Origin of the sequence: Pseudomonas sp. JS425 (assembly GCF_018223845.1) — a bacterium.
GTDB classification, from domain to species: domain Bacteria; phylum Pseudomonadota; class Gammaproteobacteria; order Pseudomonadales; family Pseudomonadaceae; genus Aquipseudomonas; species Aquipseudomonas asiatica.
The window spans coordinates 1537447-1560656 of sequence record NZ_CP073661.1; the positions used below are offsets into that span (position 1 = coordinate 1537447).

The 23210-nt window shown below is 60.3% G+C and carries 25 protein-coding genes and 1 pseudogene; 12 read left to right on the forward strand and 14 right to left on the reverse strand.

Annotation, left to right across the window (positions count from 1 at the left end; all coding sequences use genetic code 11):
• Position 1 precedes the first annotated feature (1 nt).
• Positions 2-1861: a hypothetical protein gene (locus KDB76_RS07035; RefSeq protein ID WP_144241747.1), complete on the reverse strand. Its 1860-nt coding sequence runs from the start codon at positions 1859-1861 to the stop codon at positions 2-4.
• On the reverse strand, positions 1854-3593 hold the full coding sequence (locus KDB76_RS07040; RefSeq protein WP_038408881.1) for a hypothetical protein: 1740 nt from the start codon (positions 3591-3593) through the stop codon (positions 1854-1856). The genes KDB76_RS07035 and KDB76_RS07040 overlap by 8 nt, the downstream gene beginning before the upstream one ends.
• A 146-nt stretch (positions 3594-3739) precedes the next feature.
• On the opposite strand from KDB76_RS07040, the pseudogene KDB76_RS07045 reads away from it, so the two are divergent.
• Both KDB76_RS07045 and recX read left to right on the forward strand, forming a co-directional pair.
• Positions 3740-4315, forward strand: a pseudogene (locus KDB76_RS07045) (DNA recombination/repair protein RecA); the annotation flags it as partial.
• Positions 4316-4336: 21 nt separating this feature from the next.
• Positions 4337-4807, forward strand: a complete 471-nt coding sequence (recX, locus tag KDB76_RS07050; RefSeq protein WP_015269215.1) for a recombination regulator RecX — start codon at positions 4337-4339, stop codon at positions 4805-4807.
• 49 nt (positions 4808-4856) lie between these two features.
• Here recX and KDB76_RS07055 read toward each other — a convergent pair whose 3' ends face one another.
• A complete protein-coding gene (locus KDB76_RS07055; RefSeq protein ID WP_015269216.1) occupies positions 4857-5975 on the reverse strand; it encodes an LOG family protein in 1119 nt (372 codons plus the stop codon).
• 162 nt (positions 5976-6137) lie between these two features.
• Here KDB76_RS07055 and KDB76_RS07060 point away from each other — a divergent pair, with 162 nt between their 5' ends.
• Positions 6138-6347 (forward strand): hypothetical protein, encoded by a 210-nt coding sequence (locus tag KDB76_RS07060; protein WP_013971342.1) that lies wholly within the window; start codon positions 6138-6140, stop codon positions 6345-6347.
• A 13-nt stretch (positions 6348-6360) separates the two neighbouring features.
• Here KDB76_RS07060 and KDB76_RS07065 read toward each other — a convergent pair whose 3' ends face one another.
• Positions 6361-6780, reverse strand: a complete 420-nt coding sequence (locus tag KDB76_RS07065; protein ID WP_013971343.1) for a quorum-sensing-regulated virulence factor family protein — start codon at positions 6778-6780, stop codon at positions 6361-6363.
• 221 nt (positions 6781-7001) lie between these two features.
• On the opposite strand from KDB76_RS07065, the gene KDB76_RS07070 reads away from it, so the two are divergent.
• The 3 genes from KDB76_RS07070 (at position 7002) to KDB76_RS07080 (ending at position 8880) form a co-directional block, all read left to right on the forward strand.
• Positions 7002-7712, forward strand: a complete 711-nt coding sequence (locus KDB76_RS07070) for a tRNA-uridine aminocarboxypropyltransferase (protein WP_013971344.1) — start codon at positions 7002-7004, stop codon at positions 7710-7712.
• 78 nt (positions 7713-7790) lie between these two features.
• On the forward strand, positions 7791-8441 hold the full coding sequence (erdR, locus tag KDB76_RS07075) for a response regulator transcription factor ErdR (protein WP_013971345.1): 651 nt from the start codon (positions 7791-7793) through the stop codon (positions 8439-8441).
• A gap of 73 nt (positions 8442-8514) precedes the next feature.
• Entirely contained in the window at positions 8515-8880 is a 366-nt protein-coding gene (locus KDB76_RS07080; RefSeq protein ID WP_004375479.1) for a diacylglycerol kinase, read from the forward strand.
• On the opposite strand, the gene finR is transcribed toward KDB76_RS07080, so the two are convergent.
• Positions 8877-9803 (reverse strand): LysR family transcriptional regulator FinR, encoded by a 927-nt coding sequence (gene finR / locus KDB76_RS07085; RefSeq protein WP_004375481.1) that lies wholly within the window; start codon positions 9801-9803, stop codon positions 8877-8879. The two genes, KDB76_RS07080 and finR, sit on opposite strands and share 4 nt — an antisense overlap.
• Positions 9804-9924: 121 nt before the next feature.
• On the opposite strand from finR, the gene fpr reads away from it, so the two are divergent.
• Complete coding sequence (gene fpr / locus KDB76_RS07090) at positions 9925-10704, forward strand: ferredoxin-NADP reductase (protein WP_004375483.1); 780 nt, start codon at positions 9925-9927, stop codon at positions 10702-10704.
• Positions 10705-10874: 170 nt separating this feature from the next.
• Here the strand turns inward: fpr and KDB76_RS07095 are convergent, their stop codons facing one another.
• Positions 10875-11369 (reverse strand): SprT family zinc-dependent metalloprotease, encoded by a 495-nt coding sequence (locus KDB76_RS07095; protein ID WP_013971347.1) that lies wholly within the window; start codon positions 11367-11369, stop codon positions 10875-10877.
• A gap of 132 nt (positions 11370-11501) precedes the next feature.
• Complete coding sequence (locus tag KDB76_RS07100) at positions 11502-12101, reverse strand: Yip1 family protein (RefSeq protein ID WP_003252385.1); 600 nt, start codon at positions 12099-12101, stop codon at positions 11502-11504.
• Between the two features lie 262 nt (positions 12102-12363).
• Here KDB76_RS07100 and ttcA point away from each other — a divergent pair, with 262 nt between their 5' ends.
• A complete protein-coding gene (gene ttcA, locus KDB76_RS07105; RefSeq protein WP_012270926.1) occupies positions 12364-13188 on the forward strand; it encodes a tRNA 2-thiocytidine(32) synthetase TtcA in 825 nt (274 codons plus the stop codon).
• Positions 13189-13192: 4 nt separating this feature from the next.
• A complete protein-coding gene (locus KDB76_RS07110) occupies positions 13193-13864 on the forward strand; it encodes a DNA-3-methyladenine glycosylase I (RefSeq protein WP_004375485.1) in 672 nt (223 codons plus the stop codon).
• Positions 13865-13966: 102 nt separating this feature from the next.
• On the opposite strand, the gene KDB76_RS07115 is transcribed toward KDB76_RS07110, so the two are convergent.
• Genes KDB76_RS07115 through arsC form a run of 3 tightly spaced genes read right to left on the reverse strand, consistent with a single transcriptional unit; the run spans position 13967 to position 15328 of the window.
• Positions 13967-14380 carry a DUF2069 domain-containing protein gene (locus KDB76_RS07115; protein WP_013971349.1) on the reverse strand — a complete coding sequence of 138 codons (414 nt, stop codon included), beginning with the start codon at positions 14378-14380 and terminating at the stop codon, positions 13967-13969.
• Entirely contained in the window at positions 14373-14978 is a 606-nt protein-coding gene (gene wrbA, locus KDB76_RS07120) for an NAD(P)H:quinone oxidoreductase (protein WP_038408883.1), read from the reverse strand. Before wrbA ends, KDB76_RS07115 begins: the two co-directional genes overlap by 8 nt.
• The gene (gene arsC / locus KDB76_RS07125; RefSeq protein ID WP_013971351.1) at positions 14975-15328 is read right to left on the reverse strand and encodes an arsenate reductase (glutaredoxin); all 354 of its coding nucleotides are present in this window, start codon (positions 15326-15328) and stop codon (positions 14975-14977) included. Before arsC ends, wrbA begins: the two co-directional genes overlap by 4 nt.
• Positions 15329-15413: 85 nt before the next feature.
• On the opposite strand from arsC, the gene KDB76_RS07130 reads away from it, so the two are divergent.
• The gene (locus tag KDB76_RS07130; RefSeq protein ID WP_013971352.1) at positions 15414-15878 is read left to right on the forward strand and encodes a TlpA disulfide reductase family protein; all 465 of its coding nucleotides are present in this window, start codon (positions 15414-15416) and stop codon (positions 15876-15878) included.
• A gap of 118 nt (positions 15879-15996) precedes the next feature.
• Here KDB76_RS07130 and KDB76_RS07135 read toward each other — a convergent pair whose 3' ends face one another.
• The 4 genes from KDB76_RS07135 to KDB76_RS07150 all read right to left on the reverse strand — a co-directional run bounded on the left by KDB76_RS07135 (position 15997) and on the right by KDB76_RS07150 (position 20766).
• A complete protein-coding gene (locus tag KDB76_RS07135) occupies positions 15997-16401 on the reverse strand; it encodes an META domain-containing protein (protein ID WP_212632249.1) in 405 nt (134 codons plus the stop codon).
• A complete protein-coding gene (locus tag KDB76_RS07140; RefSeq protein WP_013971353.1) occupies positions 16398-16835 on the reverse strand; it encodes a hypothetical protein in 438 nt (145 codons plus the stop codon). Before KDB76_RS07140 ends, KDB76_RS07135 begins: the two co-directional genes overlap by 4 nt.
• 31 nt (positions 16836-16866) lie before the next feature.
• On the reverse strand, positions 16867-17856 hold the full coding sequence (locus tag KDB76_RS07145; protein WP_038408885.1) for a 2-hydroxyacid dehydrogenase: 990 nt from the start codon (positions 17854-17856) through the stop codon (positions 16867-16869).
• A gap of 153 nt (positions 17857-18009) precedes the next feature.
• The gene (locus tag KDB76_RS07150; RefSeq protein ID WP_212632250.1) at positions 18010-20766 is read right to left on the reverse strand and encodes a response regulator; all 2757 of its coding nucleotides are present in this window, start codon (positions 20764-20766) and stop codon (positions 18010-18012) included.
• A 193-nt stretch (positions 20767-20959) separates the two neighbouring features.
• Between KDB76_RS07150 and KDB76_RS07155 the strand changes: the two genes are divergently transcribed.
• Together KDB76_RS07155 and KDB76_RS07160 are read left to right on the forward strand one after the other, a co-directional pair.
• Complete coding sequence (locus KDB76_RS07155) at positions 20960-21679, forward strand: response regulator transcription factor (RefSeq protein WP_024086407.1); 720 nt, start codon at positions 20960-20962, stop codon at positions 21677-21679.
• A 3-nt stretch (positions 21680-21682) separates the two neighbouring features.
• A complete protein-coding gene (locus KDB76_RS07160) occupies positions 21683-23074 on the forward strand; it encodes a sensor histidine kinase (RefSeq protein ID WP_023662462.1) in 1392 nt (463 codons plus the stop codon).
• Positions 23075-23210 lie beyond the last annotated feature (136 nt).

Here is a 23210-nt window from a genome sequence, read left to right on the forward strand (position 1 = left end):
TTTATTTGCTCGCGTATATAAAGACTTTCTGATTGTTGATGATTTGAATTTTGATTTCCCGAAGGCTTGCCAGCTCTTGAAGGTGATCAGATAGCAAAGAGTGGTCGCCAAGTTTGACTTCAAGTTCGCGCTCGGCAAAATCTTTCTGCAGATCTTCGTCGACTAATACGTCTTTGCCGACATGACCCTCAAGGAAGTCTGTTAGGAATTCTAGTGTGTCTCGCTCCCAGTCAGGCTGATTTGCGATATTGGCGTAGTAAAGCGTCACGCTAGGTTCGATATGCCCCATCATCCACCGCAACGATTCAATTTCAGTGCTTCCGCTTAGGTAGAAGAAAAAGGCAGCGAAGAAACGCCTGAATTGATGGGGCCGCGCATACCACCTGGTTTCGCCCATCTTGGGTACTTGAATCCAATCAGAATACTGATCCAGTTTTTTACGAAGTGTCATCTCATTTCGGTCTTTCCCTTTATTAGCGCTGGAGGGCCAGATGGAGGTCATGTTTGGGTGGCGACCCTCCATAAATTCGATGTACTCGTAAATAAAATCCCAAATGACTTTAGGAATTGGGCGCTTGATGATTTCAAGCTCATGGCTGTTACTTGCTTTCGGGATCTTAAGCTTCAAATCCCATAAGCCGTCCAGTTTTGAAACTGTAAGGCAATTCGCATCAAGTAATGCAGCACTCAATACTCGGCAAGCAGAAAAAGTGTGAATAAGGATGCGTGTTGTGATGGCGTAGAAGTCTATTAGTTCGTCAGTGGAGATGTGGTCGCGCATGACCGAGTTGCATTCTATTCCACCCCTGGTGCTGCCGCATTTACCATACGTTTTAATATTGAGGTGTCGCAGTGCTTTGGGGACTGCTACGGCCTCAAGGGTTTGCTTCTTGAAGATGTGTACATTTGACCTTATGGTGCTTGCAGCATATTTTGCGACAATTTCCTTGTTGTAGTAGTCGTCGAGCTCTTGGATGTACTTTCGAATGTGTGGGGCGTAGTCTCGATGGAATACAATCGCGTTGCTGATGTAGTGAAATGCTATATTTGCAGGCATTAAGGGGGTTTGGTTTTTTTCGACAAAATTGTCGGAGACGCTACTAAGTGCATCCGAAATTAAATGTGCCCCCACCTCGAAGCGGTGAGTTTGATGCTCTTTTGTGGCGTGTAAATAGGTTAAGTTCGTGCACTTGTTTTGAATTGTGGAGATGCTGAGGTTATCTGTTTCATCTTCTTCATCGGCAGTATATGTGCAGGTGAATTCTCGGCAGTTGTCTGTATTGTTTTTAAGCTTTTGAATTAGAATCTTTTTTGTAATGGGTGGGATCTGCATTTCTGAGATTAGAGGAACAATATTCCTCAATCCTCTAGATGCTGGGCCTAGTTTTGAGTCAAGTTCCGCGATATTTATGCCCATGAGTGTTAAGTCGTGAGCTTCCAGGAAGGTTTTGATATCGTCCAGCGTGATGTCAGCCAAGGTGACGATCTTAGGGGCCTGATTTGAGCGATGCCTTGCCTCATATACATGGTCGGCAATTTCAAAGGCCGCTCTAACGAAGTGGACGAGAGCATGGGGTCGTCTTGATTTTGAGCTTTCAATCAGGGCGATAGCTGATGACTGTAAGTCCCGGATAAACAGATTCCACACAAGATCTGCTGTGGAGGACTCGTCGAATAACTCATAGTCGAAGCTGATTTTTGCATACTTTGTAGAACGTGGATCATCAGAGGCAGATACTTTTGTTCCGGTTTTTGGGACGTACCATTCCATTTTTGTTGAGGCAGGGTGAACCCAACTAGGAAGTGTATTTTGTGAGACTGCTGCCGATGGCGTGATTTTCTTGATTTTATTGTTAATCATTCGCGCTCACCTCAAGCAGGTCAAAATTGATTAGTTTTGGGGTGGTGTCCGCAAGTAGCTTGATCATCTTTCGACTACCTTCATCTTCGATCTTTGAGATGATCTTCTTGCAGGTGGAAATGAGCTCTTGTTTTGTTCCGTACTTTGCGTAAGAGACAATCAGCTCAATGCCTTCTGGTGAGCAAAGGAAGAGAAGTTTTTGATCTGAGTTGTTAGTTTCTGGTTTATGGTTGATGTTTCTTAGATGTTTTACAGCCTCAATTAACTGGCTCTTGGCGCACTCGTAATTCTGGCCTTTGTCATTGCTGGCAGGCGCTGTTAGCTCTTCTGTGATGAGTAGCTGGATGTTTTGATGGTCGCGGAGTCTCTTTCGGTAAACGAATTCTTGAATCGATGGTGGAATGTAGTTCCTTAATGCTGTTAGCAGAGAGTTACCTAGATAAATCGTGGATTCGAGTGTGTCGCCACCACTCTCAATCCATTTCAGCAGTCCGCGTGAGACTCTGATTTTTGGCATTGATGGCTCAGCCTTGGCCACCCACTCAGGCAGGGAATCAATGATGGCTTTGAAGGCAAGCTTTCTTCTGGTGTCCAAGATTCTATATATCTCTTCCTCTCCAGTTCGAGTTTTACTCGATCCGTCAAGTACAAATAAGTAGTTTGACTTCAGTGCCTGGGCGTGTCGCTCGCGCATTTGTAATAGCATGCATAGAACGGTGTTGGCATCCAGAGTATTCTCGCTATCTGGCTCTGCTTTAGGAGCGTGCCGCTCTATCAATTTATTAGCTCTGGGCTTGAGCGTCGTAATTGTAACGCCACCATCTTCCCTGATGGTTACGAACTGTCCTTCTTTTGTTTTTTTGACTTTGGCATTGGCGAGGTCAGAGACGTTAATGCCAAGTTCGTCAATGATGATGCACATTGCAGCGACCGCAAATTCGTCGGTTATTCCCAAGTGTGGCCTGATTTCATAAGCAGACCAGGAATTTACATGGTGAGCCCCAGGGAAAGAACGACGTGTATACAGCCCGTTCTGCTCTTCAGCCAGGTACGCAACCGTATTGATAAATCCTCTTGGGTGACTTTTCGAAAAGAAACTAATGCGCTGGCCACTTCTGAATGCTCTCTGTGTGGGGTCGAGATTGTCATCTGTCAATCGCATGGCGTTCAGGTCGCTACTTAGGATCATGTCCTGAGTCTGCTTAAACTTGGCATATCCTTCAATGACTATGCTTTGGCAGCGCGTCAAAATCACCGATCTGTGCTTTTCGATTTGGTCAGCGATGTCGTTCAAGGCAGCATCCATTGATGCGGCTTCAATGGCATGTTTTAGTGTCAAGTATCCGAGGATGTTGCATTCTTTTTCTGAGAATACATCTGTCGAATCTGGTATGGGCGGCAGGAGGGTGTTGCTCGGCAACCTTTTTGCTTTTTGAAGCTTGGCTAAGTACAGGTGTACCGCACTGTAATCAGAGATAACAGTTACTTCTTTTACAGGTTTCCCGGTCTTTTCAGAAGTGGCATTACGTCGGTTTGACAGGAATTGACGACAAGCATTTGTAATGACAACTGGCTTCCGGTGCCATTCTGGATCGAGTCCATGTGCAAGCATGAAGAAGTCGCGGATGTGCGGCGCCCGCCGACGCGGAGGATGCTTCTCTACGTAGGCGAGGATGTCCTTGGGGCAGCAGCTTCTGATACCATCAACGAAATTTTCTGATGTCCTGCTCATCTCGCGCCTATCTGAAATCGGTTCAGGTAGGGATCTTAGAGAGAAATCGGGCTTCCGCAAGGGTGAAAGGTATGAACGGCATGGCTTTGCAGCGCTTTGGTTTCGTAGGCACCAGCCTATATGAACCCCTGCCCGTACTGCTTCCCCTGCAGGCGCGCCTGATGTCCCAGGCGCTGCGCAAGATCACCGGTAACATCAAGAACGCCAACTGCCTGGTCATCTTCATCAACCAGATCCGTATGAAGATCGGTGTGATGTTCGGCAGCCCGGAAACCACCACCGGTGGTAACGCCCTGAAGTTCTACGCCTCGGTGCGTCTGGATATTCGCCGTACCGGTGCGGTCAAGGAAGGCGACGAGGTGGTCGGTAGCGAAACCCGCGTCAAGATCGTCAAGAACAAGGTTTCGCCGCCATTCCGTCAGGCTGAGTTCCAGATCCTCTACGGCAAGGGTATCTACCGTAACGGCGAGATCATTGACCTGGGTGTTTCCCAAGGCCTGGTCGAGAAATCCGGTGCCTGGTACGCCTACCAAGGCAACAAGATCGGTCAAGGCAAAGCAAACGCCGCGAAGTACCTTGCTGAGAACCCGGCTATTGGCGCCGAGATTGAGAAGCAGATTCGCGAGAAGCTGCTGACCGCTGGTGCTGTTGCGGCTGCTGGCAAGGCTGCTGCTGCCGAAGCCGATGCCGATGACATGGCCGACGCTGACGCCGGCTATTGATTGCGCGGTAGATAGCCGAACATGTCCGCCGTACTCGACACCCCCGTCGCCATCCGGCGGACAGCCATGGACCTGCTTGCGCGACGTGAGCACGGTCGCGTCGAGCTGACGCGCAAGTTGCGTCAGCGCGGCGCTTCGGACGAGTTGATTGGGCCTGAACTCGATCGGCTCGCCGAAGAAGGGTTGCTTAGCGAAGCCCGCTACCTCGAAAGTTTCATCCGGTACCGTTCAAGCTCCGGCTATGGCCCTGCGCGTATTCGCGAAGAGCTAGGCCAGCGCGGTTTGGCGCGTGCTGATATCGAGCAGGCGCTACGCGAGAGCGAGGTGGACTGGGGCGAGCGCATGCGTGACGTATGGCAGCGCAAGTTTGCCGGGCAGCGCCCGCAAGATCCCCGCGGCCGTGCCCAGCAGACCCGGTTTCTGGCTTACCGGGGTTTCCCCATGGACATGATCGGCCGGCTGCTCAGTGGGCGTGATCGCGACGATTACTGAGGGCTGGGGCCGTTTTGCAGTCCTTTGCGGGAGCGGACCTGTGTCACGATCAACTGACCTTCAACGCCTCCCTGGCCCGCTGCGTCGTATGCATGGGCTGCGGCTTGGCCCAGTTCTCCGGCAGGTTGATGAAATCCACCAGCTCGCGCAGCCTGCCCTGATCCCGGCCATTGAAGGCAAATGACAAGCGGGTCAGGTGGTTGAAGTTGCCCACTTCGTGCTCGGCGCTGCTGTCAGGTTGCTGGTGGTACTTGCCACTCAAACGCAAATCGGCAAAACCTTCCTGGATGTCATACAGCGCCGCTTCGCTGAGCGGGTGATGCATGCGGATCACGAACTGGCTCTTCAGCCAGCGGCTGGAGTGGTAGTTGCTGTAGAACTGGTTGATTTCCTCCACTGCCTCGTCAGCGCTGTGCACCAGGCGCAGCAGTTTCAGGTCGCTGGGCAAGATGTAGCGGTTTTCCTCCAGTTGGCGGCTGATGAAGTCCAGGCAGTCGCGCCAGAAGCTGCCACCTGGTGAGTCCAGCAGCACCACCGGTACCAGCGGGCTCTTGCCGGTCTGGATCAGGGTCAGCACCTCCAATGCTTCATCCAAAGTGCCGAAACCACCCGGGCACAGCACCAGGCCATCGGCCTCCTTGACGAAGAACAGCTTGCGGATGAAGAAGAAATGGAACGGCAGCAGCTTGTCGGTGCCATCTACCGTGGGGTTGGCGTGTTGTTCGAAGGGTAGGGTGATGTTGAATCCGAGGCTGTGGTCGCTGCCGGCGCCTTCGTGGGCGGCTGCCATGATGCCGCCGCCGGCACCGGTTATGACCATCAGGTCGGAGCGCGCCAGGGTTGCGCCCAGTTCGCGGGCCAGGGCGTACATCGGGTGTTCCAGCGGGGTGCGCGCCGAGCCGAACACGGTCACCTTGCGGCGGTCCTTGTAGCGTTCCAGGGTGCGGAACGAGTGGTCCAGTTCGCGCAGGGCCTGCAGGGTGATCTTGGCGCTCCAGCGGTCGGTGTCGTCATGGGCCATGCGCAGGATGGTCAGCATCATGTCTCGGTACAGCGCCAGGTTGGGGCTGTTCGGTGCCACCAGTTGCAGTTGTGCGTCGATGTTGCTCAGGTCGATGTTGTTGTCGCGGAAATGGCTGAACAGCAGTTCACTCGATTGGTAAGGCATGCAACGTCTCCTTCTGCACCTATACCTCTGACCTCAATCTAGACCCTTGCGCTCAATCCTGCCGGGGGTGTTCGCCACAGCCGCCCGTCGGCATGCAGCCACGGGGAATGCGGGTTTGGTTAACTGGGTAAAGCGAAACGTGTCGATGCAGGAGGTGGCGGTATGCATCGCTTGATCATCGAAGTTGACCGGCAGCTTTACCAGCAGCTGGAGAATGCGGCCCAGGTGCATCACCTGAGCCTGGAGGCCGAGTGTCGGCGCAGGCTGTCGGGGCTGGAATGCCAGTCGCGCTACCTGCAGGCGCTGCTGGCAGAGATGCGCGCCGATGCCGCTGAGGGGCGCTGGTGCGCCCGTGAAGACGAGAAGGCGTAGCGATCCGAGCTGGTTACTTCTTCTTGTTGCCGGCCACGCAGCTGGCGTTGTCGAATGCCTGGTCCATGATCGGTTGGTTGGTCTTGTATACCGTGAAGCGGTAGACCATCACCGCGCCTTTGGACATCAGGTTACGGAAACCGCTGTTACGGCAGACGCTATCACCCAGCTGGCTGCGGACCTGTTCGGGGTTGGCCTGCATGCGCGCGGCATGGTCCTGGCGCACGCTCAGGTGGTTGACCAGTGCCTTGCCTTCCACCGTGTAACCCTGATCGAGGATGTCCTCGTTGATGGCTCGCGGGGTGCCGACACTGCTCTCTTTGGCAACCTTCTGCAACATGTTGTTCAGGTCGTATTCCTGCTTGGAAGCCGCCTGGGCTGCCAGGGGCAGGGCGAGCAACAGGCTCAGGGCGGGGACGATACGGCGCAGCATGAATCTCTCCTGGTTCGATGACTGGCGCTTTGACATGCGCAGGTCGACGGCGTTCCCTGAAAATCGCGCAGGCGCGAGGCTGGGGTACGGTAAAAGCAGCGATTATAAGGACCGCGTCGCCACCTGCACAGCAATTGCCCCCTGTTCTGGTAGACTGGCGCCCTTAGTTTTCTCCGAGTCATCCTTGTGTCCATTCCCAACCTGTCCAGAGGCCTGCCGGCATGAGCCATGCGGTAGCGCGCCTGCGCGCCGAACGCCTGGCTCGCAGCAACAAGCCCTTCATCGCCCGTGGTTCACGTGCCGAACGCTGCCCCGATTGCCGGGTCATTGCCACTCATTGCCTGTGCGCCTGGAAGCCCCGGGTGCAGGCCGAGTCCGGCGTGTGCCTGCTGATGCATGACACCGAGCCGCTCAAGCCCACCAATACCGGTTGGCTGATTGCCGACCTGATCGAGGACACCTCGGCTTTCGGCTGGCTGCGCACTTCGGTAGACGAACGCTTGCTGGCGTTGCTTGACGACCCGCGTTGGCAGCCCTACATCGTCTTCCCCGGCGAATTCGTTGCCCAGGAGCGAGTGGTCAGCGAGGTAGTGCGTGAGCCCGGCAAGCGTCCGCTGTTCATCCTGCTGGATGCCACCTGGACCGAAGCGCGCAAGATGTTCCGCAAAAGCCCGTACCTTGATCGCTTCCCGGTGTTGAGCCTGCAGGCCGAGCAGATGTCCCGCTACCGCCTGCGCCGCTCCAAGCGCGATGATCACTTCTGTACCGCGGAAGTCGCGGCCATGTGCCTGGACCTTGCCGGCGATACCCAGGCCTCGCAGGCGCTGGACGCCTACCTGGATGTCTTCAGCCTGCATTACCTGAGCGGCAAGCGTCGTCTGCCGCTGGACGAGCAGGACGACACCCACCAGCGTTTGCATACCTTCCTATAGTCCAAGGGGCACAACCCCTGCTTTGGTTCATAATGACCCTTACCCGAGTGCCCGACACAGAACAGGATCCCCAGATCGATGGCCACTTACGAAATCCTGATTGCCGATGACCACCCGCTGTTTCGTGGCGCCTTGCGCCAGGCCGTTACCCTCGGCCTGGGCCCGGATGTACGCCTGGTAGAAGTTGCCAGCATTGCCGAACTGGAAACCCGTCTGAGCGAAAAAGACAACTGGGACCTGGTGTTGCTGGACTTGAACATGCCGGGTGCCTATGGTTTTTCCGGGCTGGTGCTGCTGCGCGGGCAATACCCGCAGATCCCCGTTGTGATGGTATCGGCGCAGGAAGAGGCTGCAGTGGTGGTCAAGTCCCGCGAATTTGGCGCCAGTGGCTTCATTCCCAAGTCCAGCACCCTGGAAGTGATCCAGGATGCAGTGCGCAAGGTGCTCGATGGTGAGGTCTGGTGGCCGCCGCAGGCGTTCGAAAGGGTCGATGTCTCGGCCGAAGCCAAGGCCGCCAGCGAAGGCCTTGCCAGCCTCACGCCGCAGCAGTTCCGGGTGCTGACCATGGTCTGCGAAGGGCTGCTGAACAAACAGATCGCCTATGAGCTGAACGTGTCGGAAGCAACCATCAAGGCTCACGTGACGGCGATCTTCCGCAAGCTGGGTGTGCGTACCCGCACCCAGGCGGCGTTGTTGCTGCAACAACTTGAATCGGTTGCCAGCAGCTGAGTGGGCGTGGCTTCACGCTTTTTTTACCCGTGCCGGTCTAGTCTGCTGGCCTTTCCGCTGTGAAGTGACTCACATGACATCGCCATTCAAGGGCCAGACTGGCCTCAAACGTATCTTCAACGCCGCCGGCTATTCGCTGGATGGGCTGCGCGCTGCCTTCAAGGGTGAGGCCGCGTTCCGCCAACTGGTGCTGCTCAACGTGCTGCTGGTCCCGATTGCCTTCTGGCTGCCGGTCAGCCGTGCAGAGCGTGCAATCATGATCGCCGTGTGCCTGTTGGGCTTGATCGTCGAATTGTTCAACTCGGCGGTGGAGGCAGCCATCGATCGTATTTCGCTGGAGCGCCACCCGCTGTCGAAAAACGCCAAGGACATGGGCAGCGCCGCGCAACTGGTGGCATTGACCATGGTGGCGCTGGTGTGGGGTGTGATCCTGCTTTAAGCGATCGGTGGCAACACGATCTCGTCACTGCGTGTGAAACCCGCGGTGAAGTTGCGGCACAGTTCGAGAAATTCGCGCATGGCCGAGGTCTGGTACTTCTGTTTGTGCCAGATGAAGTAGAACTGGCGCATCAGGTCCAGCTCCGGGGTTTCCACCGCTACCAGGCTGCCGCGGCGGAAGGCGTCACGCAGGGCAAGGCGCGAGATGCAGCCGATGCCCAGGCCCGATTCCACCGCGCGCTTGATGGCTTCGGTGTGTTCCAGCTCCAGGCGGATGTTGAGGTTGGTGCGGTGGTGGCGCATGGCCTGGTCGAAAGTCAGGCGTGTGCCTGAGCCCTGTTCGCGCAGGATCCACGCCTCCTGGGACAAGGTCTGTACATCGGCGCGTCCCAGTTTGGCCAGCGGATGCTGTGGCGCGCAGAACACCACAAGTTCGTCCTCGACCCAGGGCTGCACTTCCAGGTCCGGGTGGTTGCAATCGCCTTCGATCAGACCCAGATCAATTTCGTAATGCGCCACCTGTTGCACGATATGCGCGGTGTTCTGCACATGCAGCTTCACCTGGCTTTCCGGGTGCACCTGCATGAAGCTACCGATCAGCAGGGTGGCCAGGTAGTTGCCGATGGTCAGCGTGGCGCCGACTGCCAGCGAGCCGAAACCGGACTTGCCGTTGAGCAGGTCTTCGATTTCCTTGGCCTGGTCGAGCAGGGCCACTGCCTGCGGCAACAGTTGCTGGCCCAGGGCGTTGAGGCTCAGGCGCTTGCCGGCCCGGTCGAACAGCTGGCAGCTGGACTGTCGCTCAAGCTCGGTGATCGAGGTGCTGGCGGCCGACTGCGACAAGGCCAACACACTGGCGGCGCGGGAAACGCTCTGGTGCTGGGCCACGGCAACGAAGACTTGCAGTTGACGAAGTGTAAATCGCATATCGATATAACCGATAACACATATCTTGATAATCCAGTTAACAGATATTGTCGCTGCCCCTAAACTATCGCGCAACTGCGCGTCTTGCGCGCGCCGCGTCTTTCTTCAGGAGCCCCATTAAATGAGCAACATGAACCACGAACGTGTCCTCAGTGTGCACCACTGGAACGACACCCTGTTCAGCTTCAAGTGCACCCGCGACCCGGGCCTGCGCTTCGAGAACGGTCAGTTCGTGATGATCGGCCTGCAACAAGAAAGCGGCCGTCCGCTCATGCGCGCCTATTCCATCGCCTCGCCGAACTGGGAAGAGCACCTGGAGTTCTTCAGCATCAAGGTGCCGGACGGTCCGCTGACCTCGCAGCTGCAGCACCTGAAGGAAGGCGACGAGATCATCATCAGCAAGAAGCCTACCGGTACCCTGGTACTCGACGACCTGAACCCGGGCAAGCACTTGTACCTGCTGAGCACCGGCACTGGCCTGGCACCGTTCATGAGTGTCATCCAGGACCCGGAAACCTACGAGCGCTTCGAGAAAGTGATCCTGGTGCACGGCGTGCGCTACGTGAACGAAGTGGCCTACCGCGAGTTCATCACCGAGCACCTGCCGCAGAACGAGTTCTTCGGTGAGTCGGTTCGCGACAAGCTGATCTACTACCCGACCGTGACTCGTGAACCGTTCGAGAACCAGGGCCGCCTGACCGACCTGATGCGCAGCGGCAAGCTGTTCAGCGACATCGGCCTGCCACCGATCAACCCGCAGGACGACCGCGCGATGATCTGCGGCAGCCCGAGCATGCTCGACGAAACCAGCGAAGTGCTGGACAGCTTCGGTCTGAAGATTTCCCCGCGCATGCGCGAGCCGGGTGACTACCTGATCGAGCGAGCCTTCGTCGAGAAGTAAGGCGCAGGCTGATGCACAAGAAAGGCGACCCTGGGGTCGCCTTTCTTGTGCCTGTGATTCATATATCGCCAGCACTGGCCTCTTCGCGGGTAAACCCGCTCCCACAGGGCAGTGGTACCCCTGTGGGAGCGGGTTTACCCGCGAAGAGGCCGGAACAGGCAAGACACAATCTATTCGACGCGCGTCTCGCCGCTATACACCAATATCTCCCGACACCGCTTGCACAGGTAGCGCCGCCCTTGGCGCACCAGCTTGTGTCGTTGCGCGGTAAACGGGAAGTCGCTCTGCGGGCAGGGGCAGCGGTAGATGTAGCGGGTCACCACGCGCCTTTGCACTTCGTAGTTGTGGCAACGGTTGGGCGGCAGTTCATACACCCCGCGCATGATCAGCTGCCACTCTTCGCCATGGGCCTGGATTCGGTCGCCGAACAGATGGTGGGCCACCAGGTGCGCCACCTCATGGGCCACGGTCTGGCGCAGGAAGTCTTCCTGGTTTTCGCGGTAAAGCTGCAGGTTGAAGCGCAGCAGGTTCTCGTGCAGGTGGGCGACGCCGGCTTTTTGCCCGCGCAGCTTGAAGCTGATTTCCGGGCGTGGGAAGGGGCGTTTGAAGAAGGTTTCAGCTTGCTGGTAACAGGTTTCGACGCGTTGTCTGAGCAGCTCGGGCATGGCGGGGTGGTTCTCCTGACCGGACATTATGCCGCAACCCCGGGCAACCTGCCGAGCCACCGGTCAGCGCACAGCCAGAGGCCGCCTTGCGGCGGCCCCAGGTTTGATGCCCCAGTGTTGGTCGAGTCTGTTCTAGTTGGTGTAGACGGGCCCCACGCCCAGTCCCCAGATGATCACCGTGGCGGCCATGATCGCCACCAGTACCACAAGGCCTACCGCCAGCACCGAGCTGGAGAACAGGAAGCCTTCGTCGGACGGTATGTTCATGAACGTCGGCAAACCGACGTACAACAGGTACACGGTGTAACAGATGGCGGCCGTGCCGATCAGCATGCCCAGCCACAGGTGAGGGTACAGCGCCGCCAGGCCGCCGATGAACAACGGTGTGGCGGTGTAGGTGGCAAAGGCGATGCACTGAGCCATGGACGGGTTGGCATCATAGGTGCGGGCCATCCAGTGGATGAACGCCCCCATTACCGCCACCCCGGCAAGCATCGCCAGGTACGACATGATGCTCATCCAGATGGCGCTTTCCATGGTCAGCATCACCGCTGGCCGGTCGCCGATTACCCAGCCGACCTGGGTTGTACCGATGAACGCCGAAACGGCGGGGATCGCAGCCAGGATCAGGGTGTGCGTCAGGTACATGTGGCTGATGGTTTCTTCTTCGCCACGAATTTCCCGCCATTCCTGGTCGGGATGGGTAAACAGCCCCACAACGTGATGAATCATGCCGATCACTCCTCTCAATGTTGCCAAACGCCCCCCAGATGGAGCGCAAGCGGCCCTAGGCCCGAACACCGAAGCAAGCGGTAATGTGGCCTTATGTCGCAGTATAGGAAGCGGTTACCCGCATAAACCGTGCTTTTTAGAGCAAATTGCGCTGTAAGGCGCGCTGTTGATTACAATGAAGTCTTTATCGGAATGCCTACAGCGCCGCCGCGTTTGTGCGTAAAATGGTCGGCTTTTGTCACACCTCGCGGATCCAAGCGCTATGGGCACCCTCTCGGTCAACCAGAACAAACTGCAAAAACGCCTGCGTCGTCTCGCCGGCGAAGCCATCACCGACTACAACATGATCGAGGATGGCGACAAGGTCATGGTCTGCCTGTCCGGCGGCAAGGACAGCTACACCATGCTCGACGTTCTGTTGCACCTGCAGAAGGTGGCACCGATCAAGTTCGAGATCGTCGCGGTGAACATGGACCAGAAGCAGCCGGGGTTCCCCGAGCATGTGCTGCCGGCCTACCTGAAGGAACTGGGTGTCGAGTACCACATTGTCGAGAAGGACACCTATTCGGTGGTCAAGGAGCTTGTCCCCGAGGGCAAGACCACCTGCTCGCTGTGTTCGCGCCTGCGCCGTGGCACCCTGTACACCTTTGCCGACGAAATCGGCGCGACCAAGATGGCGCTGGGGCACCACCGCGACGATATCGTCGAAACCTTCTTCCTCAACATGTTCTTCAACGGCGCGCTCAAGGGTATGCCGCCGAAGCTGCGCGCCGACGATGGCCGCAATGTGGTGATCCGCCCGCTGGCCTACTGCAGCGAGAAGGATATCCAGGCCTACTCGGACATGAAGGAATTCCCGATCATCCCGTGCAACCTGTGCGGTTCGCAGGAAAACCTGCAGCGCCAGGTGGTCAAGGACATGCTGGTGGAGTGGGAGCGCAAGCACCCGGGGCGTACCGAGAGCATCTTCCGTGCCCTGCAGAACGTGGCACCGTCGCAGTTGGCCGACCGCAACCTGTTCGACTTCACCAGCCTGAAGATCGACGAGAATGCCACTCCGCGTTTCCTTGACGTGCTGAACATCTGAGCCCATGCGCGATTACCAGTGGTTGCACGAGTACTGCCTGAACCGCTTCGGCTCGGCTCAGGCCCTGGAGGCCTTCCTGCCGCAGCCGCGCACACCGGCGCAACTGCGTGATATCAGCGACGACCGCTACCTTTCGACCTTGGCCCTGCGCGTGTTCCGCGCCGGGCTCAAGCACAGCCTGGTGGATGCCAAGTGGCCGGCGTTCGAGCAGGTGTTCTTCGGCTTCGACCCGGAGAAGGTGGTATTGATGGGCGCCGAGCACCTCGAGCGGCTGATGCACGACGAGCGCATCATTCGCCACCTGGGCAAGCTCAAGAGCGTGCCGCGCAATGCGCAGATGGTTCTTGACGTGGCCAAGGAGAAGGGCAGTTTCGGCGCCTTCATCGCCGACTGGCCGGTGACCGACATCGTCGGTTTGTGGAAGTACCTGGCCAAGCACGGCAACCAGCTGGGCGGGTTGTCGGCACCGCGTTTCTTGCGCATGGTCGGCAAGGACACGTTCATCCCTACCGATGACATGGCTGCGGCGTTGATTGCGCAGAAGGTGGTCGACAAGCCGCCGACCAGCCAGCGGGACCTGGCCCTGGTGCAGCAGGCGTTCAACCAGTGGCATGCGGAGAGTGGGCGGCCGCTGTGCCAGTTGTCGGTGATGCTGGCGCATACCGTCAACCATTGAGAGTTGTGCTGGCCCCTTCGCGGGCATGCCCGCTCCCACAGGTACAGCGCCGACCTCAAGTGTGGCGCGAACCCTGTGGGAGCGGGCAAGCCCGCGAAGAATCTAACTGCCTTCGCCCGCCATGCGCCGCTCATGCTGGAACTTCCAGCGCACATACAGCAGCCCGGAAATGAACAGCCCCAGGCTCACCAGTACTTCAACCCAGCCAAATACCGCCCGCGCCGGGTCGAACGCCGCCAGCACGCCCTTGATGAAATAGATATTCACCACGAAGCAGCTCCAGGCATGTGCCCGGGCGCTGCCTGTCAGCATGCCCGGCAGCAACAGCAGCAACGGCACCAGTTCGATCGCCAGGATCACCTCGACCCGCGCCCCGTGCAGGTTGGCGAACCACAGGTTGTTCGCCACCAGCAGGGCGATCAGGCCGAAGAAGAATGCCAGGCTCAGCGCCCGAGTCAGGCGCAGGCGAGGCGCCAGCCACTCAAGCGGCGGCAATACCTTGGGCTTCTTAGCCACGTGCAGCCTCCAGGGCCTTTGCAGTGGTCGCCAGGCGTTGGCCAAGGGCGCGGCACAGGGCTATCTCGTGCTGGTCGAGCTCGCGCTTGCCATCGGCGCCAGCATGATGGCTGGCGCCATACGGGGTGCCGCCGCCACGGGTATCGAGCAATGCCGATTCGCTGTACGGCAGGCCCATCACCAGCATGCCGTGGTGCATCAGCGGCAGCATCATCGACAGCAGAGTGGTTTCCTGCCCGCCGTGCAGGCTGGCGGTAGAGGTGAACACGCCTGCCGGCTTGCCGACCAGTTCACCGCCCAGCCACAGGCTGCTGGTGCCATCCAGGAAGTACTTGAGCGGCGCCGCCATGTTGCCGAAGCGGGTCGGGCTGCCCAGTACCAGGCCGGCGCAGTGGCGCAGGTCATCCAGGGTGGCGTACAGCGCACCATTGGCAGGGATGTCCGGGGCCACTGCTTCGCACTCGGTGGAAATCGCCGGTACCGTGCGCAGGCGGGCTTCCATGCCGGCCAGCTCGATGCCGCGGGCGATGTGCCGGGCCATCTCGCTGGTCGACTCATGGCGGCTGTAATACAGCACCAGGATGTAGGGCTCGCTCACGGCAGGATCTCCAGTACTTTCTCGGGTGGTCGGCCGACTACGGCCTTGTCGCCAGCGATGAAGATCGGCCGCTCGATCAGTTTGGGGTGCCGGGCCATGGCGTCGATCAGTTGCGCGTCGGTAAGCGACGGGTCGGCCAGGTTCAGCTCCTCGTACTCGTCCTCGCCGGTACGCAGCAGCTGGCGCGGGGCGATGCCCAGCTTGCCGAGCAGAGACTTCAGGGTGGCCGCGTCGGGCGGGGTCTCGAGGTAGCGCACGATTGTCGGCGCCAGGCCGCGAGCTTCGAGCAGTTCCAGGGCGCCGCGGGATTTCGAGCAGCGCGGGTTATGATAGAGCGTGAGGTCGGTCATGTCGGGTCGCATCCAGCAGGGTGTGGCGGCTATTCTAACCGCAGCGACTGACCAATTTGCTTTAAAACTCGAGAAGGATTGACCCATGGCAAGGCGTCTGGCAGCAGTACTGGCCATCACCGCGAGCCTGTTGCTCGGTGGTTGCGGTGCCGATTATGGCGTGGACCAACACGGTAAGACGGTTAAGGCCGAACAAATCGACGGGCACTGGCTGGTGCTCAACTACTGGGCCGAATGGTGCGGGCCGTGCCGTACCGAAATCCCTGAACTGAACGCGGCAGCCAAGCAGTGGGCGGCCGATGGTATCAAGGTGGTGGGGGTGAACTTCGATGGCTTGCAAGGGCAGGAGCTGAAGCAGGCTGCCGAAACCCTGGGGATCGCTTTCACCGTATTGGCGCAGGACCCGGCCGAGCGCTATGACCTGCCGCGTAGCGAGGCATTGCCGGTGACCTATATCATCGATGACAAGGGCAAGGTGCGGGAACAATTGATGGGCGAGCAGACCCTGGAAGGGCTGCAGGCCAGGATCAAGGCACTGAAGGGCGCCTGATGCATTTTGGGGCTGCTTTGCAGCCCATCGCGACACAAGGCCGCTCCTACAGGGGGATGCGATCTCCTGTAGGAGCGGCCTTGTGTCGCGATGGGCCGCACAGCGGCCCCGGCAATATTCAGCCTTCCTCAGGCCAGAAGCGCAGTGGCTTGCCTTCGGCCGGCCAGAAACGCATCTGCTCGATAGGCGACACATCCCAGCGCTGCACTGTTTCCAGCGCCTGCAGGAAGCGTTTTTCCTGTTCCATCAACGCCGGCGCGCAGAGCTTGCGGGTCTTGCCGACCTTGCCGAAGCTAAGGTGCTCGCCGTCCAGTGTGTATGGCGCGAACAAGTGGTTGCAGCCGCCATTGCCATAGGCACGGCCATCGCTGGCCAAGGTCAGGGTCAGGTGGCTGTAGTCGATCAGCGGCCGTTCGCCAATCCACTCCAGCACATAGCTGCGCTCCTGCTGCAGCTTGGAAGGTTCTGCGGCGCAGCCGAGCAGGCCGGTGGCAATCAGCACGCCGGTCAGCAGATTTTTCACTCGGCGCTCTCCTGGCAACGCGGGCACAGGTGTTTTTCGCCACGGCTGGCCCAGCCCAGCTCGGCAATGCGTGCGCTGGCGGCAGGCTGGCGGGCTTTCTTGCCCAGCTTGGCGTCCACCGCGAACTCGAAGTCCAGCACGGCGTCGCAGCTGTCGCACGCGACCTGCCAGGTGAGGATTTCCAGCTCGTTGAACACCGGGCCGCTGGCCACGGCAACCCACTGGCCGCGCGGGTTGATCAGGTGGCGCACGCTCTCCACTGTCAGGCGCATGGACAAGTCCTTGCTGCCCTTGAGGGTGACCAGCAGGGTGTCACCTTTGTGCATCGAGCCGCCGTTGCCGGTGACCTGGTAGCGGCCCGGCACCAGGGCGCGGCACTCGATCAGGGTATGTTGCGGGTTGAAAAGGGTGTAGCGGAAATCGTGCTCGACCATGGGTCCTCCAGAAATGCCGCGTATCCTAGCACTAACCCATCACCAGATTCTGTGGATTGCCTGCCGCCCAGTGGTTGATGTTGTCCAGCGTGGTCGCGGCGATGGCATCCAGTGCCTCGCGGGTAAGGAACGCCTGGTGGGCAGTGATGATCACGTTTGGGAAGGTCAGCAGACGGGCCAGCACGTCGTCCTGCAGCGGCAGGTCGGAGCGGTCCTCGAAGAACAGCTGGGCTTCTTCTTCGTATACGTCCAGGCCCAGGTAGCCGAGCTGACCGCTCTTCAGCGCGTCGATCAGCGCCGGGGTGTCGACCAGCGCGCCGCGGCCGGTGTTGATCAGCATGGCGCCGGGCTGCAGCTGGGCCAGGCTTTGTGCATTGATAAGGTGCCGGGTGTGCTCGGTCAGCGGGCAGTGCAGGCTGATGACGCGCGCTTCACGCAGCAACTCGGGCAATGGCAGGTAGCGCGCGCCCAAGGCCAGCAGCTCGGGGTTGGGGTAAGGGTCATAGGCCAGCAACTGGCAGCCGAAACCGGCCATGATGCGGGCAAAGGCGGTGCCGATCTGGCCGGTACCGACCACGCCGACGGTCTTGTCGTGCAGGTCGAAGCCGGTCAGCCCGTGCAGGGTGAAGTCACCCTCGCGGGTGCGGTTGTAGGCCCGGTGCAGGCGCCGGTTCAGGGCCAGGATCAGCGCCACGGCGTGTTCGGCCACGGCGTGCGGCGAGTAGGCCGGCACTCGCACTACGGTCAGGCCCAGGCGCTGGGCGGCGGCCAGGTCGACATGGTTGTAGCCGGCCGAGCGCAGGGCGACCAGGCGCGTGCCGCCTGCGGCCAGGCGCTGCAGCACCTGGGCGTCGAGCTCGTCATTGATGAAGGCGCAGACCACCTCGTAGCCATCGGCCAGGGTAGCGGTATCGAGGGTCAGGCGGGCGGGCTGGAAGTGCAGGTCCAGTGTGGTGCCGCTGGCGGCACGGGTGAAGCTTTCCTGGTCGTAGTGCTGGCTGCTGAACAACAGGGCGCGCATGGTGGGTTCCTTTTCCAGTGCAGGAGGTACAGCATACCTTGAATATGGCGCGGGCCACTGTGGGAGCGGGCGTGCCCGCGAAGAAGACTTCGCGATGGATGGCACGGGCTTCGCCCATGTTCGCGGGCACGCCCGCTCCCACAGGGAACTGTGTCAGGCGCTCAGTCTGGCCTGCGCCGCCAGGCGGTTGATTGCCGCATCCAGTTCGTCCAGTGCCTGCTGTGCCAGCGGGTTTTCCTGCTTGAGCAAGGTTTCGCTGCGCTGGCACGCGGCCCGCAACTGCGGGACGCCGCAATAACGTGAGGCGCCGTTCAGGCGGTGCACCTGTTCGATCAGGCGGTTGCGGTCGTCGGCCTCGCGGGCGGCGCGTATGGCTTCGCGGTCGGCTTCCAGCGAGCCCAGCAGCATGCTTAGCATATCGGCCGCCAGGTCCGCTTTGCCGGCGGCCAGGCGCAGGCCTTCCTCAGGGTCCAGCACCTTCAGGTCATCACCGTTGGCCAGTTGCTCGGCCAGGCGTTCCTGCTCTGGCGCACCCAGGCTCAGGCCGGTCCATTTCATTACCACCTGGGCCAGCTGCCGTTCGCTGATTGGCTTGGTCAGGTAGTCGTCCATGCCTCCATGCAGCAACGCGCGTTTCTCGTTGGCCATGGCGTGGGCGGTGAGGGCGACGATCGGCAACGGGTCGCCGCTTTGGGTGTTTTCCCACAGGCGGATCTGCTCGGTGCAGGCGCGGCCGTCCATGCCGGGCATCTGCACGTCCATCAGCACCAGGTCGAACGGTTCGTTCTGTACCGCCTGTACTGCCGCATAGCCGTTGTCGACGGCCAGCACCTCGGCGCCCAGGTCTTCGAGCAGGGTCTGCACCAGCAGTAGGTTGGCGGGGTTGTCGTCGACGCAGAGAATCTTCGGCTGGCGCTGGCCGTTGATGCTGTTCACCTCGCCCTGCGGGCGGCGCGGTTGCACCAGTTCCAGCAACAGGCGGCGCAGTTTGCGCGTGCAGGTCGGCTTGGACAGCAACTGGCCATGGCCGTTGGGCAGGTACGGGTGGTACAGCGCCTGCTCGGTGGTCGGGCACAGCACCACGCACTGGCAATGGTAGCGCTCGAGCTGCTGATGGTAATGGCCCAGCTGCTCGGGCGACAGGTTGCCAAGGTTGGCCCCGAGCACGGCGAACTCGAACGGCAGGCCGGCCTGGCTGGCGGCTTGCACGCCCTGCAGCAGTTGGTCGAAGGAGGCGAACAGGCTGACGCTGAGGCCGAAGTCTTCCAGCTGGTGCTCCAACGCCTGGCGCGCCAGTTCGTGGCCATCGACGATGGCTGCGCGGCGGCCCAGCAGCGGTTGCAGCGGCAGCTCCTCGACACCATCGTGGGCCTTGGGCAGGTTGAGGCTGATCCAGAACTGCGAACCCTCGCCCGGGGTGCTGTCGACGCCGATTTCGCCGCCCATCTGCTCGATCAGGCGCTTGGAAATCACCAGCCCCAGGCCGGTGCCGCCAGGCTGGCGGGCCAGCGAGTTGTCGGCCTGGCTGAAGGCCTGGAACAGCGTACGCACATCCTGCGGCGACAAGCCGATGCCGGTGTCCTGCACGCTGATGCGCAGCTGCGCACTGTCCTCGTGCTCATCTTCGAGCATGGCGCGTACGACGATGGTGCCCTCGCGGGTGAACTTGATTGCGTTGCTGACCAGGTTGGTAAGGATCTGCTTGAGCCGCAACGGGTCGCCGATCAGCGACGACGGGGTATCGCGGTAGATCAGGCTGAGCAGTTCCAGCTGCTTGGCGTGGGCGGCCGGGGCGAGGATGGTCAGGGTGTCCTGGATCAGGTCGCGCAGGTTGAAGGGGATGCTGTCGAGCACCAGTTTGCCGGCCTCGATCTTGGAGAAGTCGAGGATCTCGTTGATGATCCCGAGCAGGTTGTCGGCAGACTTCTCGATGGTGCTCAGGTAGTCGAGCTGGCGCGGTGTCAGCTCGCTTTTTTGCAGCAGGTGGGTGAAACCGAGGATACCGTTGAGCGGGGTGCGGATTTCGTGGCTCATGTTGGCCAGGAACTCCGACTTGATGCGGCTGGCCTCCAGGGCTTCCTTGCGCGCCATGTCCAGCTCGATGTTCTGGATCTCGATGGTTTCCAGGTTCTGGCGTACGTCCTCGGTGGCCTGGTCGATGCTGTGCTGCAGTTCTTTGTGGGCGTTGTGAAGGGTTTCGGCCATGCGGTTGATGCCGCGCGCCAGCTCGTCCAGCTCATGGCTGCCCATGGCCGGCAGGCGTTCCTCGAGGTGGCCGTCCTTGAGCTGGTTGACCGCATGCTTGATGCGCTTGATCGGGTCGTTGATGGTGCGGCTCATGCGCAGTGCCAGCAGGCCGCTGAGCACCAGGCAGGCGAGAATCAGCAACAGGCTGGTGAACAGGTTGCGGTAGCCGCGCAGCAGGGTGCCGTCGTGGGACAGCTCGATCTCGACCCAGCCCAGCAGGCGTTCGGCTTCGGTCGGCACGGCATCGGTGGCCAGGTCGCGGTGGTGGCCGAACACTGGCATCAGATAGCGGGTGGCGTCATTGCCGCTGCGTTGCAGCAGCTGGGTGCCGGTGCCGCCGCTGGGCGGCTGGTTGAGCATGCTCGGGCCGGCATGGGCCAGGCGCGTGCGGTCCGGGGCCAGAAAGGCGACTGCGCGCACATCGGCCTGCTCCAGTGTTTGTGCGGCAATGCGCTCAAGTTGTGCCGGTGCCAGCTTGGCCATGGCGGGCGCGGCCAACGGCGCCAGCTGCTCGGCGATCATCTTGCCGCGTTGCAGCAGCTGGGTGCGCAGGTCGTTCTGTTGCAGCCAGGTGAAGTAACTACCCAGCACCAATGCCATCAGGCCGGCCGGCAGCAGGGCCAGCAGCAGGACCCGGCTGCGAATTCCCAAGCGATCGAGCACACTCGCCTCCTGTCATGTGCCTGGACACCGTCAAGCGATGACGGCCAAGCCGGGAAGTTACTCCGCCTGCCGTGCTATTGCACCTCTTTAGTACGTGTTTTGTGCCCTTGCAGCGGCATTGGTCGCAGGGCGGTTGCCTGGCAGGCGCTGGATACTCAATAATCACCCAATTGAGAATGCATGGCAGTTGCCAATGAATCCTGTAGCTATTCACAACTCCAATATCCTCGCCATCGAGGATGATCCGGTCCTCGGTGCCTATCTGCACGAAGAGCTGCAGCGCGGCGGCTTCCAGGTGACTTGGTGCCGCAACGGCCTGGAGGGCCTTGAAACGGCGGGACGCCATGCTTTCGACGTGGTGCTCATGGACATCCTGCTGCCCGGGCTAAACGGCCTGGATGCCCTGGCGCAGTTGCGCAAGCGCAGCGCCACGCCGGTGATCCTGATGTCGGCGCTAGGTGCCGAAGCCGACCGCATCAGCGGCTTCCAGCGTGGTGCCGACGACTACCTGCCCAAGCCGTTCAGCATGGCAGAGCTGCGGGTGCGCATCGAGGCTATCCTGCGCCGTGTGGCCCTCGAGCGGCGCCATCACGCCCCGCAGGTGCAGGAAGGCGGTGGCGAGTTGCAATATGACGAGGCGCTGTGCGACGTGCGCCTGGATGGCCACCTGGCCGGCCTGACACCCAGCGAATACCGCCTGCTCGACATTCTCAACCGCAACCTCGACGAAGTCCTGAGCAAGCCGTTCCTTTACCAGCAAGTGCTACAACGAGGCTATTCGCGGCATGACCGCAGCCTGGACATGCACGTCAGCCAGATACGCCGCAAGCTCAAGGGCATCGGCTATCACGAACGGCAGATCCGTACCGTGTGGGGCAAGGGCTACGTGCTCAGCGCCAGCGAGGCGGAGTAACCCATGCTCGACCGCCATTCGCTGTTCTGGAAGCTGGCGATCCTGCTGGTGGGCTTCTGCCTGCTGATGATCGGCCTCAGTTACACCTGGGGTCGGCACATGGAGACCCAGAACGCCTTCCTTTCGGAGCCGGCGCGGCAGGCTTTGCGTGGCTATGCCGCCGAGGCAGAGCAGGCATGGCGCAGTGGTGGGCGGGCAGGGCTGGACCGCTGGGTGGCGACGATGCACCAGCGCGAACGCGGCTGGGTTGGCGTGCTCGACCTGAACCTGCGGCCGCTCGACAGCGCCAGCCTCGACCCGCAGATCATGCAGCGGTTGACCCGCCTGCGCGGTGTCGACTGGCCGATGAGCCGGCGCAGTGTCGACCAGCCTTGGTTGCGCATACCGTTCCCGGGGGCACCGGAGCAGGGCATGTTGGTGATCGAACTGCCGCAGCGCTTCAACCCCGGCCAGTACCGGATGCTGTGGCGTATCGTCACCAACGGCATTATCCCGGGTCTGTTCACCCTGCTGTTGTGTGTTGGCCTTTATCGCATGCTGATCGTGCCGTTGAACCAATTGCGCGAGCAGGCCAATGCCTGGCGCGCCGACCAGTTGTCGGCTCGCCTGGACTCACGCACCATCGCCCGGCATGACGAGCTGGGTGAACTGGCCCGTGCCTTCGACCAGATGGCCGAGCGGCTGCAGGGCACGGTAGCCATGCAGCAGCAGTTGCTGCGTGATCTGTCTCACGAAATGCGTACGCCACTCAGCCGGCTGCGGGTGGCCTGCGATGGCGAAACCGACCTGCTGCGCCTGCGTGAACGCCTGACACGGGAGGTGGACTGCATGCAGCAGTTGGTCGAGGATACCCTGCAACTGGCCTGGCAGGACGCCGAACGTGCGCCGATGAACCTTGAGCCGATCGAGGTGCAGGCGCTGTGGGAGCTGCTGGCCGAGAATGCCAGGTACGAAAGCGGCTGGGCACCGGCGCGGCTGCGCTGCGAAGTGCCGGCGGACTGCTGGGTGCAGGGCAACCTGAACTACCTGGCCCAGGCGCTGGAGAACATGTTGCGCAATGCCATTCGTCACTCGCCGGCCGAGGGTGTGGTGCGCCTCGGTGGGCAGCGTGAAGGCGAGTATTGGCGGTTGTGGCTGGAAGACGAAGGCGGTGGCGTGGCTGAAGAAGACCTGGAGCGGATCTTTGCACCGTTCTCACGGCTGGACGGTTCGCGGCCCGGGGATGGTGGTTTCGGCCTGGGGCTGAGCATCGCCCGCAGTGCCATCCAGCGTCAGGGTGGCACCTTGTGGGCGCAGAATGGCAAACGCGGGCTGCGGTTGTGGATGCGCTTGCCAATACATGTCCCGGCCCCTTCGCGGGTGAACCCGCTCCCACAGGTTCATCACTACTCTTGAGGCTAGTGGAGTCCCTGTGGGAGCGGGTTCACCCGCGAAAGGGCCGGAACAGGCTATCGATATAGCTTGTAGCTATATTCATCACAGATTGCGTGATATGGCCGGGAAGGGTTTGCCGGTATGATAGGCACCCCTG

Bases quoted from the DNA above. Each gene is read 5' to 3' on its own strand.
- KDB76_RS07035 (WP_144241747.1), bottom strand. From the start codon at position 1,861: ATGATTAACAATAAAATCAAGAAAATCACGCCATCGGCAGCAGTCTCA.
- KDB76_RS07040 (WP_038408881.1), bottom strand. From the start codon at position 3,593: ATGAGCAGGACATCAGAAAATTTCGTTGATGGTATCAGAAGCTGCTGC.
- recX (WP_015269215.1), top strand. From the start codon at position 4,337: ATGTCCGCCGTACTCGACACCCCCGTCGCCATCCGGCGGACAGCCATG.
- KDB76_RS07055 (WP_015269216.1), bottom strand. From the start codon at position 5,975: ATGCCTTACCAATCGAGTGAACTGCTGTTCAGCCATTTCCGCGACAAC.
- KDB76_RS07060 (WP_013971342.1), top strand. From the start codon at position 6,138: ATGCATCGCTTGATCATCGAAGTTGACCGGCAGCTTTACCAGCAGCTG.
- KDB76_RS07065 (WP_013971343.1), bottom strand. From the start codon at position 6,780: ATGCTGCGCCGTATCGTCCCCGCCCTGAGCCTGTTGCTCGCCCTGCCC.
- KDB76_RS07070 (WP_013971344.1), top strand. From the start codon at position 7,002: ATGAGCCATGCGGTAGCGCGCCTGCGCGCCGAACGCCTGGCTCGCAGC.
- erdR (WP_013971345.1), top strand. From the start codon at position 7,791: ATGGCCACTTACGAAATCCTGATTGCCGATGACCACCCGCTGTTTCGT.
- KDB76_RS07080 (WP_004375479.1), top strand. From the start codon at position 8,515: ATGACATCGCCATTCAAGGGCCAGACTGGCCTCAAACGTATCTTCAAC.
- finR (WP_004375481.1), bottom strand. From the start codon at position 9,803: ATGCGATTTACACTTCGTCAACTGCAAGTCTTCGTTGCCGTGGCCCAG.
- fpr (WP_004375483.1), top strand. From the start codon at position 9,925: ATGAGCAACATGAACCACGAACGTGTCCTCAGTGTGCACCACTGGAAC.
- KDB76_RS07095 (WP_013971347.1), bottom strand. From the start codon at position 11,369: ATGCCCGAGCTGCTCAGACAACGCGTCGAAACCTGTTACCAGCAAGCT.
- KDB76_RS07100 (WP_003252385.1), bottom strand. From the start codon at position 12,101: ATGATTCATCACGTTGTGGGGCTGTTTACCCATCCCGACCAGGAATGG.
- ttcA (WP_012270926.1), top strand. From the start codon at position 12,364: ATGGGCACCCTCTCGGTCAACCAGAACAAACTGCAAAAACGCCTGCGT.
- KDB76_RS07110 (WP_004375485.1), top strand. From the start codon at position 13,193: ATGCGCGATTACCAGTGGTTGCACGAGTACTGCCTGAACCGCTTCGGC.
- arsC (WP_013971351.1), bottom strand. From the start codon at position 15,328: ATGACCGACCTCACGCTCTATCATAACCCGCGCTGCTCGAAATCCCGC.
- KDB76_RS07130 (WP_013971352.1), top strand. From the start codon at position 15,414: ATGGCAAGGCGTCTGGCAGCAGTACTGGCCATCACCGCGAGCCTGTTG.
- KDB76_RS07140 (WP_013971353.1), bottom strand. From the start codon at position 16,835: ATGGTCGAGCACGATTTCCGCTACACCCTTTTCAACCCGCAACATACC.
- KDB76_RS07145 (WP_038408885.1), bottom strand. From the start codon at position 17,856: ATGCGCGCCCTGTTGTTCAGCAGCCAGCACTACGACCAGGAAAGCTTC.
- KDB76_RS07155 (WP_024086407.1), top strand. From the start codon at position 20,960: ATGAATCCTGTAGCTATTCACAACTCCAATATCCTCGCCATCGAGGAT.
- KDB76_RS07160 (WP_023662462.1), top strand. From the start codon at position 21,683: ATGCTCGACCGCCATTCGCTGTTCTGGAAGCTGGCGATCCTGCTGGTG.